The following is a 15,151-nucleotide window of genomic DNA, read 5'->3' on the forward strand; positions in this document are numbered from 1 at the left end:
ACTACTGAGCAGGACGGGTAGGGATGATCGGCCATCGGGAAGTATCCGCAATCCTCAGGTCCTCGCGCGGGCAGCTGAGCTTGCCGGGAGTCTGATCCACGAGCTGCGGTTCCACCAAGCCCTGATAGCCCCGGGTGAGGACTACGTCCACTGATTCGTCTTCGCGGTTGTCCTGGAAGTAATCCGTTCCGGCCAAGTTCCGCTGGATGTTGAGTGCAGCTGCCTGGCCCTTGACTCCCGAGACCACCACGCCGATCCCCGAGTACGCAGTGTCGCTGTTGTCTACGGATAGGACCTTGTACCCCCGCGCTGTGAACTCGTCGGCAACAGTAGTAGCCAGCCCTGCCCGTGAGGTGGCGTTGAAGACGTTGATGTTCACGGTTTCGTTCGGTACGTAATCGAACGTGGTGGTGGGGCAGAGGCTGGTGGGCGCTTTGCTCGCGATCGCCGTGGGAATCTTGATGACACCGTTCATGATGGCCCAGGCACCAACTGCTCCGGCAGCTATGACACCTACCAGCAGGACAAGGACAATGGCGTGGAAGACGCGGCGCCGGAAGCGGCTGCGTTGGGCACGGGCATCCTCGGCGAAGGTCGCACGAAGCTCAGGTCCGGTCACCACATGGTGCCCGTGCAACTGCGTCACATCTTTGGGACGCTTGCGCTGACTAGCCATCGATCACCAGCACGCGTGCGTGGATGGCCGTCCTCTGGTGGAGCGCGGTGCGGACTGCCCGGTGAAGCCCATCTTCGAGGTACAGAACGCCCTGATACTGGACCACGTGCGGGAACAAATCCCCAAAGAACGTTGAATCTTCTGCCAGCAATGCCTCCAGATCCAGGGTGCGCTTGGTGGTTACAAGTTCATCCAGGCGAACGGGCCGCGGCGGAAGGGCAGCCCAGTCACGCGGCGCGGAATATCCATGGTCAGGGTACGGGCGTCCCTCGCCCACAGCTTTGAAGATCACCCTGCAAGCCTATGGAAGTTGCTGCGCTAACGGAACTTGTGACCCCCGGCACACGCAGGTTGTGGCCAAACGGTGACTATCCGAACGTCTGGCGTCATAGCTGTGATGCACACCTCGGGGACTGACAGAATAGGTGCATGACTCAATCGCTCCAAGGTACCGACCGGACCGCTGCCCACACTGCCCCAGCCCTCGCGCTGCTGCTGGACGTCGACGGCCCCATCGCCAGCCCTGTGACACGCGACGTCAAGCCGGATATCATCGCGGACCTCGTGGCGCTGGCTTCGGCCGGCATCCCCGTCATCTTCAACACGGGCCGCTCGGACGCCTTCATCAGCGAACAGGTCATGGGGCCGATGATCGAGGCCGGAATGCCGGCCGACACCATCATCCACGCCATCTGTGAAAAGGGCGCGGTCTGGTTCAGCTACACCGCTGCCGGTCCTGGCCCCATCCACGTGGACCACGAGCTCGCCGTGCCCAAGGCATACGGGGATGACATCCGCAGGCTCGTGGCCGAGGACTATTCCGCGCATATGTTCTTCGATGAAACCAAGCGGGCCATGGTCTCCGTTGAGCAGCACGTTGAGGTGGCCAGCGAAGATTACCTGGCCGAGCAAAAACTCTTCGACGCCGATGCCCTGAACATCATGGGCCGCCACGGCCTGAACGCAGCAATCCTGGACCACCACGCCCCTGAGTCCGATGACACCGTGGATTACCGCCTGGACCCCACCATCATTTCCACGGACATCGAATCCGTCCGCTTGGGCAAGGACCTGGGCGCCAGCCGGGCAGTGGAAATGTTGGCCGCCCAGGGCATCACCCCGCTCTCCTGGCGCACAGTAGGTGATTCCCGTACGGACTACGCCATGGCAGACTGGCTTCACCACAACGACCACGATGTGAAGCACGTGGACGTCCGGCCCGCAGACGGCGTTCCGGTGAAGCCCTACACCATTCTTACCGCCGCTGACCTCGAGCTGGCGGACGACGTCATTCACGACGACGCCGGCGGAGCCTTCCTGCGCAGCTGGCGCGAGGCCCTCGCCATATAGACTCCCGCATTCCCCAGAAACGACTCACAACAGTACGGAGAAAAGCCATCACGCAAGCACAGGTCGATCCGATTTACCACGGCAGCCCCACCGTAGAGGAAGATGCGATCGCCGAGGCGGTCTCACCTGCCGTCGTTGCCCACCTGAAGCACAGGTCCGACGTCGTCCGTCACCGCGGGCGGTACGCGCTCCTTAACGGTGACCTCACGCCCCAACAGGCAATGGTTGCGGACCTGCTGGCCATCCGCGCCGCTTTGGACGCCGCAGGCGTGGACTTCATCCTGGTGCGTGGCAACGACGAAAGGCCGGTCATCGCCGTTGACTGGGAGTCGCGCAAGGACGTTCGCGAAGCGTTGGTTGCTGCCTTCCGCAATGAGCCGTTCTACTCCATGACTGTTGATGCCAAGAAGAAGACCTCGGTCCTGGTGGCAGACGGCGAACTCTCGGCCAACCGGAAGGCACGGATCTTCCGCCTGTACCGGCCCAGGGTGGAACTCGGCGGCGGGCTTTGGTACGGCCCTGCCCTTGGTGTCCAGTTGGAACTGTGGAGGTTCGAAGGCGACCACCTTGAACTCCCCGTGGAGAATTCCCTGACCAGGCGCACCATGCTGCGCCAGGACGCCGTTCGCGGTACCGTGCAGCGCCATGGCCTCACTTGGCCGACCATCGAGAACATGTTCGCTGACCACGCAAGCGACATCGATTTCGACATCGACATCGTCTTCTCGTGGGTGGATGGCAGCGACCCCGAATACATCGCCAGGAGACGCGCCCAGCAGGCTGGGGCTGTCCTCGGCGAAGGCGACGACCATGAGGCACGCTTCCGGCAGATCAACGAACTGAAGTACGCACTGCGCTCGGTGCACATGTTCGCGCCTTGGATCCGGCGGATCTTCATCGCCACGGACTCGCCCGCCCCGGCGTGGCTGGCCGACCACCCATCGGTCACGATCGTGCGCAGCGAAGAGTTCTTTGCCGATCCCTCAGTATTGCCCACCCACAACTCGCAAGCAGTGGAGTGCCAGCTGCACCATATCGAGGGATTGTCCGAACACTTCCTCTACTCCAACGACGACATGTTCTTTGGCAGGCCCGTGGGCCCGGACATGTTCTTCACGCCCGGCGGAATCACCAAGTTCATCGAGGCTGACACCCGCATCGGGCTCGGAGAGAACGATGCCGAACGCAGTGGCTTCGAGAACGCTGCGCGCGTCAACCGCAAGCTGCTGTGGGAACGCTTCGGACGGATCACCACCCGGCACCTGGAACACACGGCCGCTCCCCTGCGCCGGAGCGTGGTGGCCCAGATGGAGAAGGAATTTCCCGCCGAGTTCGCGAAGACCGCCGGCAGCCGGTTCCGGGCCGCCGACAACATTTCAGTGACCAACTCGTTCTACCACTACTACGCACTGCTCACCGGCCGCGCCGTCACGCAGACCAGCGCCAAGGTCAGGTATGTGGACTCCACCATGTGGGCCGGACTGCACTACCTTCCCAAGCTGCTCGCAAAGCGCCACATGGACTTCTTCTGCCTGAATGACGGCAGTTTCCCCGAAGTCGAGGCAAACGAACGAGCCGACCTGGTGACCGATTTCCTGGAGAAGTACTTCCCGGTTAAGGCACCCTGGGAGAAGTAGGGCCGCCGGGAGAAACGAGCGGGATCGAAGAGGTGTGCGTGCCCGGCGACGTGTGGGCCCCCACCCGCGACTCGTGCGGAATACGGATGCCGGCTGCCGCCAGCCGCCGCTGGACTTCAGCTGCATCCAAGGACTCGCCAACAGTGACGCCACCGGACATCGGAACCACGGAATGCACGATCGTGTGCTCGTAGACGTGGATCATGTTGTACGACTGCGCTCCGTCACGTCCGCGCTGTCCGCCGGCGCGCACGCCGAGGTCCTGCGTGTAGCACGTTGCTGAGGCGACCGATACCGGGATGCCGGCGAAGCTCGCCGTCGTCGAGTAATGCAGGTGGCCACCCAGGATGGTGCGAACGTCTGTGTTACGGACGACGGCGGCCAGTGCGGGTTGGCCGCGCAGCTCCACCAACACGGCGAGGTCCTGCACGCATGGGACAGGCGGGTGATGCAGGGCGAGGATGGTGCCGTCCGGCGCCGGCGTGGCCAATTCTGAGGCCAGCCACTCCAGTTGGGATTCTGACAGTTCGCCGTAGTGGTATCCGGGGACCGTGGTGTCCAAGGTAATGATCCGGAGCCCGTTGACGAAGTAGCTGCGGTCCACAGGGTCCTGCGGCCGGCTCGCTACGGAGGCGTCCAGGAAGGCCGAGCGGAAGTTCGCGCGGTTGTCGTGGTTGCCCATGGCCCAAATGGCCTTCGCTCCGAGGGCGTCGCACACGGGCTCAATCATTTCGCGCAGACGTTTGTAGGCTCGGAATTCGCCCTTGTCCGCAAGGTCTCCGGTGAAAATGATGGCCTCCGGCTTGATCCTGGAGGCAATGATCTGATCGCAGATCTCCTGGAGCCTGGCAGCGCTGTCCACCGAACCGTGGAGTGTGTCTGGACCGGCCACCAAGTGAAGATCGCTCAAATGCAAAAGCACATGACCTGGTTTGGGGTACTCGGCCTCGATGAGCTCCATAGCTGCCTTAGCGTTTGGTGGGAGACGGCGTCTCCCGTGTCATTCCAGTACTTCCAATCCAACCAGACAACAAGCCAACAACAGGCTAACTGCCGGCGGAATGTTGGAAAATTACTTTCTCCTTTCGAATTCGCGGACTCTTATGACAAAGCCTTTTCAACGGCGTCAACCAATTCCTGCGCGTCAGGTTCAACCGTGGAGGGGAACCTTGCCACGAGCTCGCCGTCACGGTTTATGACGAACTTCTCAAAGTTCCACTTGACCTTGACCGGCTGCCCGGACTCATCCCGGGTCAACTCGGCAAACAACGGATGCTGCTCTTTGCCCAGCACGTTGGTCTTGCTGGTAAGCGGGAAAGATACGCCAAAATTGCGTTCGCAGAACTCCGCGATTTCCTCGTCGGCGCCGGGCTCCTGGCCACCAAACTGGTTGCAGGGCACGCCAAGTACTTCCAGGCCATCCTCGCGATACTTTCCGTAGAGCTCCTCGAGGCCCGCGTACTGGCGCGTGAAGCCGCATTCGGAGGCCACGTTCACCACCAGGACCGCTTTCCCTTCAAAGCGTCCGAAGTCTGCTTCAGAGCCATCGTTGAAGGTAAGGGGAATGCTGTAGAGGGTTCTCATGTGATCGCTTCCTGACGACGTCGTCTGGCGGGATTGCCGCCATCGAGCTTACGGGGAGCTGCCCAAGCCATGAAACGTAGGTGTACCTACTCGCTGGCTTATGACGTGGGAAGGATGAGCGTAGACAGCGGCACAATCACGCCGTCCGGCCGTTGGACCTTGTCCGGACCAATGAGGATGTATCCAGGCGGAAGGACCACTGCCGGAGGAGTTGATGGAAGCACAGCTGCAGGGCTGGGCGCCGGAACAGGGGCCGCCGGCACCGGAGCCACAGGCTCTACAGTTTGAGTGACCGCAACCGGGGCGGGAGCAACCACCACGGGTGCTGGTGCTACAGCCACAGGCGCTGGCTCGACCACCACGGGGGCTGGTGCAACCACGGGTGCGGGCGCAGGGGCCACCGGAGCAGGGGCCGGATCAGCAGGCGCTGGAGCGACGGGTGCGACGGGCGCCACGGGCTCGACGACGGCGGGCGCGGTGGCGGTGTTAGGGACCACCGGCGACGTGGTGGGCGCAGTCGTCGTGCCCGGTGTCGTCGTGCCCGGTGTCGTTGTGCCAGGCGTCGTTGTGCTGGACGTCGGCGTGGGCGTCGGTGTGGAAGTCGCCGTCGGGCTTGGTGCCGCCGTCGCCGTTGGTGTCGCCGTCGCCGTTGGCGTAGGCGTTGCCGTCACTGTCGGAGTCGGTGTGACAGTCTGCGTAGGCGTCGAGGTAGCCGGTGGCGTCTGCGTAGGCGTCGAGGTAGCCGGTGGCGTCTGCGTGGCAGGCGGCGTAGTGCCCGAAGTGGCAGGCGGCGTAGTGCTCGGCTGTGCGATCACCGGTGGAGCAACACTCTCTTCGTGGTCGCCACCTATGACAGCCCGGTTAGTGCTGTCTGACACCGGCACGGCCCACTGCGGCGACGCAGAGACGCCCGTTCCAACTCCAGGCTGGTAATTCACCATGGTGATGTTCTGCAGCGGATCGATCTGCCGGAGAGGCAGATAGGTCCAGCCGTTGGGGTTGGTGTGCAAGCCGTTCACGATCGTCTCAAAGTGCAGGTGGCACCCAGTGGACCATCCGGTGGTCCCTACCTCGGCGATAACTTCTCCCACACGCACCGACTGGCCCTGCGTCACACCAATCGCTTGAAGGTGGTTGTAGGTGGTGACCAGGCCGTTGCCATGTTCAATCTCAACACGGTTGCCACCACCCCAAAGGTGCCAACCGACGGCCCTGACCACCCCGGCGTCGGCGGCGTAGACACGCGTGCCGCATGCGGCGGCGTAATCCTGGCCCCAGTGGAATTCACCGGGAAGTCCGGTCAACGGACTGTAGCGGTAGCCGTATGGAGAGCTCGGATTGAGGACTTCAAGCGGCGCGTAAAGGCTGCCGGCTGCCGGACGCGACAAGCCGGACGAAGCGACGGTCAGGCCGGACGACCCGTCCTTGGCCACGGTCCGGACAAGTGCGCGGTCAAAATAGACCATGGGCGTGCCAACCTCTTGGACGGGCGGCTCGGGCATGGCGTCGATCACCGTGGTTTCTGCTTCCGGCGGCACAAGGCTGCCAAGCGAGAAAGGTCCAACGACGCCTTGCGCCACAGAACCATCCACGGAGCCAGTAGAGACGGAATTCAGGGGTTGGAAACCAAAAGCGAAAAAGGCTGCGGCTGCCAGGATTCCGGCGATGAGCATGCGACGAAAACCGTCGTTGCGCACCAAGTCTACATATCGGTCAGATTCACTATGCTTGCCCACAAGAACACTCCCCAAAGCCAGCGGCACCAAACCCCAGCCTGGCGTGCAAGCACCATTGTTGCGGGAATCAATATGAAAATAAAGGCTTTCCGGCCCCACTGAAGCGCAGGGTTTCCTCAGTTTTTGCTCAAGGGATCTTGAGATTCGCGGAGAACGTCCTAGCCGAGGTTTTCCTTGAGAAGTGCACGATGTTCCACGGCAGCAGATTCATGAAGGGCACGGCCGGCGTCTGTGAGCTCCAGAAACAGGGAGCGACGATCATCGGCGCACGTTTGGCGGGAGACCAGACCTGCCTTTTCCAGCCTGTCCACCACCTTGGACACGGCGCTTTGAGTCATGGGGGTGCGCTCCCCCAAAGACTTCATGCGGCAAGCGGCGTCAGTGCTTTCGGCCACGAGGTCCAGGATTTCGAACTCGTTCAGGCCGATATCGAACTTGGCCTCCAGGGCGCGGTCAATGGCTCCTGCAGTGCGGAAGTAGGAGTCCTGAATGCTGCGCCATTGCTCAACGAGCTGGCGGTCACGCGTCGTTGCCATGCCCTGATTCTAGTCCATTCCGTCATTAGAATCCACGTCATAATATTCCGGGTCATATTCCTTGTCATTCAATGACGCGTCATATAGCTTGGATGCATGACATCACCCACCACCCTTCAAAGATCCGCCGAAACCGTGGTTTCAGCCGTCCGTTGGACACGCGCCCAGTGGCTGTTGCTGATGGTTGTCTGCACCGTCCTCGCCCTGGACGGGCTGGACGTTTCCATGGTTGGCGTGGCCCTGCCTTCCATCGGACAGGAACTCCACCTCGGAACCGATTCCCTCCAGTGGATCGTTTCCGCCTACGTCCTGGGTTATGGAAGCCTCCTGCTCCTGGGCGGCCGTCTCGCGGACCTGCTGGGCCGCCGTCGCATATTCCTCATCGCCTTGGCGGTGTTCGCCGCAGCCTCACTCCTCGGTGGCCTCGTGGATGATCCCGCTATCCTGATCGCCACCCGGTTCGTCAAGGGTCTCGCGGCAGCGTTCACCGCGCCAACAGGTTTCTCGATCATCACCACTAACTTCGCCGAGGGCCGCGAGCGCAACAAGGCCCTCTCCATCTTCACCACGTTCGGCGCCAGCGGCTTCTCCTTGGGCCTTGTGGTCGGTGGACTGATGACCAGCCTGAGCTGGCGGTGGACGTTCCTGGTGTCCGTGCCGATCGCCGTCGCCGTGGTACTGCTGGGCATGAAGTTCATTCCGAAAGACAAGCCGTCCGCGGAAAACAGCGGACACGACATCTGGGGTGCCGTGACGCTCGCGCTGGGAATGCTCGGCCTCGTCTACACCTTGGTTTCAGCGCCGGAGCAGGGCTGGGGATCTGTGGCAACTATCGCCGGATTCGCAGTATCTGCAGCCATCCTTGCAGCGTTCGCGGTGATCGAGAACAAGGTGAAGCACCCTCTGATCCGCTTCGGCATCCTCAAAGAAGGGTGGGTAGCCAGGGCCAACCTCAGCGCAGTGGGGCTTTTCGGTTCATACCTGAGCTTCCAGTTCATCGTCACCATGTTCCTGCAGTCTGTACTCGGTTGGACGCCTTTGGGCATGGCTTTGGCCCTGCTGCCCGCCGGACTACTGGTGGCGACGAGTGCACCTTTTGCTGACCGGCTGATCGAGAAATTCGGTGCCACCCAGCTGATCCTCACAGGCCTCACGGCGCTTGGATTGGGCTACGTCCTGTTCCTCCGGGTGGGCACCACGCCCAACTACGCTTTGGACATCCTGCCCTCGGTGATCCTGCTGGGCATCGGATTCGCCCTGGCCTTCCCGTCCATCAACGTCCAGGCCACCACCGGCATCAAGGACTCCGAGCAAGGCCTGGCTGCCGGTCTGATCCAGACCAGCACCCAGGTGGGAGCAGCACTGGTCCTGGCAGTCACCACCGCGTTGGTGAGCGGGCACGGGCAGGCGGCTGGAACCGTCAGCGCCCAGGCGATGCTGGAACAGTACCGCCCAGGCCTCATCCTGAGTGCCGCCGTCGCCATTGCGGCCCTCCTGGTGGCAGCAGCACCGTCAAGGCGCCGCATCCGCTCCTAGTTTGTGCACGGCTCCTGTCCTTTGAAAACCCTTCACAGGGCAGGAGCCGTGCACAAATTGCTCTGTACAGGTTCCGCGAAGAGCGGTCTCATGGGATGCATGAGGAATTACCTCACCGAGTACAGATACGACCTGCAACGCACGTTCACGGGAACATCCGGAACGCCACCTGAGTGGGTGCCGCGCCTTGCAGAAGGGAACGACGCCGGATATCACCTTCCGGGCTCGGCCGTCTGGGCTGTGCATGGCTCCATGGCCACCATCGTGGCCGGAATCAGGGTGCTCCTGATGCAGTCCCTGCACCCGGGCGCGCTTGCGGGTGTGTACGAGCACTCGGGCTTCAAGGAAGATCCGCTGGGGCGGCTGGCAAGTACCGTGCGCTGGATCTTCACCGTCACGTATGGCTCCAAAGAAGCCGCTGAGGCAGCCACCTACCGTGTCCGGAAAATCCATGAACATGTTCGGGGAACCTACGTGGACGGAAACGGCGCGTACCGCCACTACGCCGCCAATGATCCCGAACTCCTCCGCTGGGTCCACGTCACTTACGCGGATTCCTTCCTCAGGGCAAACCGCATCTGGGGGCGCCCGATACCCGGCGGCGCGGATGCCTACGTTCGCGAGTGGGCGCAGGCTGGCCGGCTCATGGGAGTGGAAGATCCACCGGTCACCGAAGCCCAGGTTCGCGAGGAACTGGAAGCCTGGTACACCTCCGGGGTCTTGCGCTCCGATGAGCGGCTGGCGGAAACCATTGCCTTCATGCGCCGCCCACCCCTGAGCCCGTTGCTTCAGCCGGGCTACCGGATCCTGTTCGCTGCCGCCGTCGCAAGCCTTGAACCCAAGTACCGGGACATGCTGGGTCTGCGAGCTGCCCGACTGGGTCCGATCCCCCTGCCTGCCATCTCCACCGCCCGCGTTGTTCTGGGCATGGTGCGGCTGGCCTTAGGTTCACACGGCCCCAGCGAACTCGCCGCGCGAAGGCGGTTGCAGAGGTTGGGGTATGCGGTGTGATGGTCCTGGCTTGTACCGCCACCACCCACTTTGAATCCGTAGGCATTTGACCGCGCCGCAATTCCTGGTGTGTCGGGCGCAAACCCAGCCAAAGTGGGTGGTGGACGTACGGCCTGATCAATCGACAACAACGAAGGCCGGGCAGGTCGGAACGAATCCGTCCTACCCGGCCTTCCTGGCCAGGCCTTAGATCAGGTGATCCGAGAGGTGGTTCGGGGTACCGAAGCGGTGCGCCGTAATGGACACGGCCTGCTCGCGCAGGAACGGGAGCATCTCGATGCGGCCGGCCTGCGTCACTTCACCGTGGTAGACGGCAACGTCCGGACGGCCACCCATGGCTGCGCTCAGCGAGGCGAAGTCGCCGCCGATCAGGCGGATCCGGCCGGCGTCGAACTTTGCTGCACGAGCCAGCCACGCAGCGTCGTCCTCGATCCGGACGCTAACGCCCAGGTTTGCGAACACACTCACCACAACATCTTCAAGCGCGACGGCGGTGCTGACCTTGACGGCTGATCCCGCCACTGCGCCGGCTGCTACTACGCGGAGCAGGTCAGCCAGCCGCTCGCCTTCGGACAGGCGGACCGTGACCGGGATCGGGCGGTAGCGGAACACGTTGCGTTCTGCGGAGAGCGCCGAGACGTCCTTGCGGGTGCCGAACTCGGATTCCCAGGCTGCGGCGTCGCTGAAGAGTGACTGCTGGAGGGTCTGGAGCTCCTCAGCGGACACGTCCGCTGACTTTGCAGCGGAGAGAATCTGGGCGGCTGCCCCCTGAAGCACCATGCCACGCTTGGCCTTGGCTTCGGCGGGGAGCCAGCTGCCCAGACCGATGAGGTAGTTCGGTCCACCGGCCTTGGTTCCGGCGCCAACAGCCGACTTCTTCCAGCCACCGAACGGCTGGCGCTGGACAATCGCACCGGTGATACCGCGGTTGACATACAGGTTTCCGGCCTGGATGGTGTCCAGCCAGACGCCCATTTCAGCGGAGTCCAGGGAGTGCAGGCCAGCGGTGAGGCCGTACTCGATCTCGTTCTGGATGGCGATGGCTTCCTCGAGGGTCTCAGCGGTCATCACGCCAAGGACCGGGCCGAAGAACTCGGTGAGGTGGAAGTACGAGCCACGCTTGACGCCCGAACGGATGCCCGGGGACCACAGGCGGCCTGTCTCGTCCAGGCGCTCAGGCTTGATGGCCCAGGTTTCGCCTTCGCCCAGGGTGGTAAGGGCGTTCAGGAGCTTGCCGTTGGCCGGCTCGATGATCGGCCCCATCTGCGACGTGGCGTTCTCGGGGTAGCCGACCGTGAGCGAGCGGGCGGCGTCGATCAACTGGTTGTGGAAACGTTCGCTCTTCGCCACCGAGCCCACCAGGATCACCAGCGAGGCGGCCGAGCACTTCTGGCCCGCGTGGCCGAACGCAGAGTACACGACGTCCTTCGCGGCCAGGTCCAGGTCAGCGCTCGGCGTCACGATGATGGCGTTCTTGCCGGACGTCTCTGCGAGCAGCGGCAGGTCCTGCCGGAACGAGCGGAAGAGCTCAGCGGTTTCATATCCGCCGGTGAGGATGACGCGGTCGACGCTCGGGTGCGAGACCAACTGGGTGCCCAGTTCACGCTCTTCGAGTTGCACCAGCGCCAGGACTTCACGCGGCACGCCAGCCTCCCAGAGCGCATCCACCATGACGGAACCGGAGCGTCGCGCCTGCTTTGCAGGCTTGATCACGACAGCGGAACCTGAGGCGAGCGCTGCGAGCGTCGAGCCTGCGGGGATCGCCACCGGGAAGTTCCACGGCGGGGTCACCACGGTGAGGTTCGCTGGGACGAAGGTGGCGCCGTCGACCTTTTCCAGGTCCTTGGCGCGCTCGGCGTAGTAATGCGCGAAGTCGATTGCTTCGCTGACCTCGGGGTCGCCTTGGTCGATGGTCTTGCCGGTCTCGGAGGCCATTACCTCCAGCAGCTCAGCGCGGCGGGCTTCGAGAACATCACCGGCGCGGTGCAGGATTGCGGCACGTTCGGCTGCCGGGCGGGCACCCCAGGCCTTGCCGTGGTCCACGGCGGTGGCGATGATTTGGTCCAGCTGGGCGGCGTCGGAGACCTTGGTGGATTCCACGATCTTGTTGCCGGCAGTAGACCCGGGGATGCGCTTGAGGATGTCACGGCCCCAGGCGCGGTTTGCCGGGAGTGCGGGATCCGTATCCGCTGTGTTGCGGAAGCCTTCCAGCGGAGCGGGCTCGGCGGGCAGGCGGCGGTCCTGCTTACGGTTGGGCCCGGGAACCTCGTCCGTCATGCCGGCCAGGGAGTTCAGGAAGCGCTGCTGCTCGCGCTTGAACAGGGCTTCGTTTTCACTGAGCTCGAACACTGCGGACATGAAGTTTTCCTGGCTGGCACCCTCTTCGAGGCGGCGGATCAGGTACGCGATGGCGACGTCGAACTCGCCCGGGTGGACCACCGGTGTGTAGAGCAGCAGGCTGCCGACGTCCTTGCGGACAGCCGTGGCCTGGCCGGTTGCCATGCCCAGGAGCATTTCGAATTCGATGCCCTGTGTCACGCCACGTTCTTTGGCGAGCAGCCACGCAAATGCGACGTCGAACAGGTTGTGTCCTGCTACGCCAATGCGGACGGCGTCAATGTGCTCCGGGGTAAGGGCGTAGTTGATGACGTTCTTGTAGCTGGTGTCCGAGTCCTGCTTGCTGCCCCAGGTAGCCACCGGCCAGTCGTGCAGGGACGCCTCCACCTGTTCCATGGGCAGGTTGGCGCCCTTGACGACGCGGACCTTGATGGGTGCGCCACCCTGTGCGCGGCGGGCAGTGGCCCACTCCTGCAGTTCCTGCATGGCACCCAGTGCGTCAGGAAGGTAAGCCTGGAGGACGATGCCGGCCTCAAGGTTCTTGAATTCAGGCATGTCCAGGATCCGCTTGAACACGGCGATGGTCATGCTGAGGTCCTTGTACTCCTCCATGTCCAGGTTGATGAACTTGGGCTTGGGGAAAGACGCGGCCAGGCGGTACAGCGGAGTGAGCTTCTCCACCACGTGATCGACGGCTTCGTCGAAGGCCCACGGGGAGTGCGGCGCCACGGTGGAGGATTCCTTGATGGAGACGTAGTCAACGTCATCGCGTGCCAGGAGCTTGAGCGTGCCATCCAGGCGGCGCTGGGCTTCGTGCTCACCGAGGACAGCCTCGCCGAGGAGATTTACGTTGAGGTGCACGCCGTCCTGGCGGATCTTCGCGATGGCCGGACCCAGCTTGGCATCCGTGGCGTCCACAATCAGGTGGCCCACCATCTCGCGGAGCACGCGGCGAGCGATCGGAATGACCACTTGCGGGAGGATCGGAGCCATCACGCCACCTACACGGACAGCGCTGCGCATGTACCAGGGGAGGAACTTGGGCACCTTCGGGGCCAGCTCGGCGAGCTTGCGGCCGGCGACCGAAAGATCCTCAGGGCGGATGACGCCGTCGACGAATCCGACCGTGAAGTCAAGGCCGTTCGGGTCCTTCAAGACACCTGCGAGGCGCTGGGCGGACACGTCCACGGGAATCTTGCTGGCTTCGGTAAGCCAGTGGCGGACCAATGCGATGGCTTCCTGTGCCAGTGCATCGAACTGCCCGGAATCCTGGGTGCGCGGGGCGGCGGCAACCGGGAGGGTGCTGGTCATTGGGGCTCCTTCTGAGGCGGAGAAGTTTGTTTGTTTCCATCAGTATGGATCTACAATCACGTTAGGAAAAGCGATCTTTTCTGACGAATATTCATTACCCATTCCGATCCTTTGGAGGCCGCCTTGCTGGACGTCCGCAGGCTGCGTTTGCTGCACGAATTGAAGATCCGCGGAACGCTCGCTGAGGTGGCCGATGCCATGCAGTACAGCCCCTCCTCCGTGTCCCAGCAACTGACCCTGCTGGAGAAGGAAGCAGGCGTTGAACTGCTCCGCAAGGCCGGCCGCCGGGTGCAGCTGACACCTCAAGCCGAGATCCTGGTTGCACATACCGCCGCACTCCTGGAGACACTGGAACGCGCCGAAACCGAACTGGCCGCGTCGCTGTCCACAGTCACGGGAACGGTCCGGTTGGCCGTGTTCCAGTCGGCCGCACTTGCGCTGCTGCCTGACTTCCTCAGCATCATGCGCCAGGAGTATCCGGAAGTGCGCGTGGAAATGACCCAGCGCGAACCCGAGACAGCCCTGTACGAAACCTGGGCGCGCGACTTCGACATCGTGGTCGCGGAGCAATATCCCGGACACGCCGCGCCCCATCACCCGGGGCTGGACCGGGCAACGCTGACCAGCGACGCAATCCGGCTGGCCACTCCCCCGATCGGACTGGGCGGGGAGCTTGTTGCCTCACTGGCTGACACCGCTGACATGCCGTGGGTCATGGAGCCCCGCGGCGCCGCCTCCCGGCACTGGGCTGAGCAGGCCTGCCGATCCGCCGGCTTCGAACCTGACGTTCGATACGAAACAGCGGACCTCCAAGCACAGATCCGCCTCATTGAATCTGGAAACGCCGTGGCCCTCATGCCGGACCTCGTCTGGACAGGCCGGACCCGCCCCGTCCAACTGCTGGACCTGCCCAGCCTGCCAACCCGGACTGTCTTCACATCCACCAGGACGGCCGGCCGGATCCACCCCGCGATCCTTGCGTGCCGCGAAGTACTGGAGCGCGTGGCCGCGGCGCAGCAAGTTGACGCAGGGCAGCAGGTGGACGCAGGGCACCAGGTGGACGCCGGGCAGCAGTAGCCAGCTCACTTCCGCAGCGCCGGGGGTCCGTTGGCGACGCGCAAATTCGCCCACGCCTTCGAAACACACTGGCGACGCCCGGATATGGGTGTCCCCAGTCCGGCTCGCGGGCAGGAGTCAACGTAGGTGTCAGGAACGCAAAAGGCCCCGGTCCTGGGGACCGGGGCCAAACGCGGAGAATGGGGGATTTGAACCCCCGAGGGCGTTAACCCAACACGCGTTCCAGGCGTGCGCCATAGGCCGCTAGGCGAATTCTCCTTGCTTCCGAATCGAAAGCAGATACTACTGTACCTGAGAATTTCGGCATCGTGTAATCGGGCCGGAGTGACCTCCAGGTGCGTCGATCAAAACCTCGCCTTA

Annotated in this window: 12 protein-coding genes and 1 tRNA gene; 5 read left to right on the plus strand and 8 right to left on the minus strand. The window is 63.2% G+C overall.

Features of this window, described 5'->3' with window-relative positions; genetic code table 11:
* Nucleotide 1: 1 nt before the first annotated feature.
* A complete protein-coding gene (locus ACTAQJ_RS13290) occupies nucleotides 2-676 on the minus strand; it encodes a LytR C-terminal domain-containing protein (protein WP_498696743.1) in 675 nt (224 codons plus the stop codon).
* Complete coding sequence (locus ACTAQJ_RS13295; protein WP_062069994.1) at nucleotides 669-968, minus strand: type II toxin-antitoxin system VapB family antitoxin; 300 nt, start codon at nucleotides 966-968, stop codon at nucleotides 669-671. The genes ACTAQJ_RS13290 and ACTAQJ_RS13295 overlap by 8 nt, the downstream gene beginning before the upstream one ends.
* 137 nt (nucleotides 969-1,105) lie before the next feature.
* On the opposite strand from ACTAQJ_RS13295, the gene ACTAQJ_RS13300 reads away from it, so the two are divergent.
* Both ACTAQJ_RS13300 and ACTAQJ_RS13305 read left to right on the plus strand, forming a co-directional pair.
* Nucleotides 1,106-2,026: a Cof-type HAD-IIB family hydrolase gene (locus ACTAQJ_RS13300; protein ID WP_431118139.1), complete on the plus strand. Its 921-nt coding sequence runs from the start codon at nucleotides 1,106-1,108 to the stop codon at nucleotides 2,024-2,026.
* A 47-nt stretch (nucleotides 2,027-2,073) separates the two neighbouring features.
* Entirely contained in the window at nucleotides 2,074-3,663 is a 1,590-nt protein-coding gene (locus ACTAQJ_RS13305; RefSeq protein ID WP_431120105.1) for a stealth family protein, read from the plus strand.
* Here the strand turns inward: ACTAQJ_RS13305 and ACTAQJ_RS13310 are convergent.
* The 4 genes from ACTAQJ_RS13310 to ACTAQJ_RS13325 form a co-directional block, all read right to left on the minus strand.
* On the minus strand, nucleotides 3,641-4,624 hold the full coding sequence (locus ACTAQJ_RS13310; protein ID WP_498696744.1) for a phosphodiesterase: 984 nt from the start codon (nucleotides 4,622-4,624) through the stop codon (nucleotides 3,641-3,643). The two genes, ACTAQJ_RS13305 and ACTAQJ_RS13310, sit on opposite strands and share 23 nt — an antisense overlap.
* 140 nt (nucleotides 4,625-4,764) lie before the next feature.
* On the minus strand, nucleotides 4,765-5,247 hold the full coding sequence (locus ACTAQJ_RS13315; protein WP_431118136.1) for a glutathione peroxidase: 483 nt from the start codon (nucleotides 5,245-5,247) through the stop codon (nucleotides 4,765-4,767).
* A gap of 98 nt (nucleotides 5,248-5,345) precedes the next feature.
* On the minus strand, nucleotides 5,346-6,944 hold the full coding sequence (locus ACTAQJ_RS13320) for a M23 family metallopeptidase (RefSeq protein ID WP_498696747.1): 1,599 nt from the start codon (nucleotides 6,942-6,944) through the stop codon (nucleotides 5,346-5,348).
* A gap of 197 nt (nucleotides 6,945-7,141) precedes the next feature.
* Nucleotides 7,142-7,519, minus strand: coding sequence for a MarR family transcriptional regulator (locus ACTAQJ_RS13325; RefSeq protein ID WP_216921859.1), 378 nt, complete (start codon nucleotides 7,517-7,519; stop codon nucleotides 7,142-7,144).
* Nucleotides 7,520-7,615: 96 nt separating this feature from the next.
* Here ACTAQJ_RS13325 and ACTAQJ_RS13330 point away from each other — a divergent pair, with 96 nt between their 5' ends.
* Both ACTAQJ_RS13330 and ACTAQJ_RS13335 read left to right on the plus strand, forming a co-directional pair.
* Nucleotides 7,616-9,055 carry an MFS transporter gene (locus tag ACTAQJ_RS13330; protein WP_498696749.1) on the plus strand — a complete coding sequence of 480 codons (1,440 nt, stop codon included), beginning with the start codon at nucleotides 7,616-7,618 and terminating at the stop codon, nucleotides 9,053-9,055.
* A gap of 90 nt (nucleotides 9,056-9,145) precedes the next feature.
* Nucleotides 9,146-10,066 (plus strand): oxygenase MpaB family protein, encoded by a 921-nt coding sequence (locus ACTAQJ_RS13335; RefSeq protein ID WP_498702195.1) that lies wholly within the window; start codon nucleotides 9,146-9,148, stop codon nucleotides 10,064-10,066.
* Between the two features lie 186 nt (nucleotides 10,067-10,252).
* Here ACTAQJ_RS13335 and ACTAQJ_RS13340 read toward each other — a convergent pair whose 3' ends face one another.
* Nucleotides 10,253-13,714 (minus strand): bifunctional proline dehydrogenase/L-glutamate gamma-semialdehyde dehydrogenase, encoded by a 3,462-nt coding sequence (locus ACTAQJ_RS13340; RefSeq protein ID WP_498696751.1) that lies wholly within the window; start codon nucleotides 13,712-13,714, stop codon nucleotides 10,253-10,255.
* A 123-nt stretch (nucleotides 13,715-13,837) separates the two neighbouring features.
* Here ACTAQJ_RS13340 and ACTAQJ_RS13345 point away from each other — a divergent pair, with 123 nt between their 5' ends.
* On the plus strand, nucleotides 13,838-14,791 hold the full coding sequence (locus ACTAQJ_RS13345; protein WP_431118130.1) for a LysR substrate-binding domain-containing protein: 954 nt from the start codon (nucleotides 13,838-13,840) through the stop codon (nucleotides 14,789-14,791).
* A 173-nt stretch (nucleotides 14,792-14,964) separates the two neighbouring features.
* On the opposite strand, the gene ACTAQJ_RS13350 is transcribed toward ACTAQJ_RS13345, so the two are convergent.
* Nucleotides 14,965-15,049 (minus strand) — tRNA-Ser (locus ACTAQJ_RS13350).
* Nucleotides 15,050-15,151 lie beyond the last annotated feature (102 nt).

The sequence above is a fragment of the Arthrobacter sp. alpha11c genome (assembly GCF_054149985.1).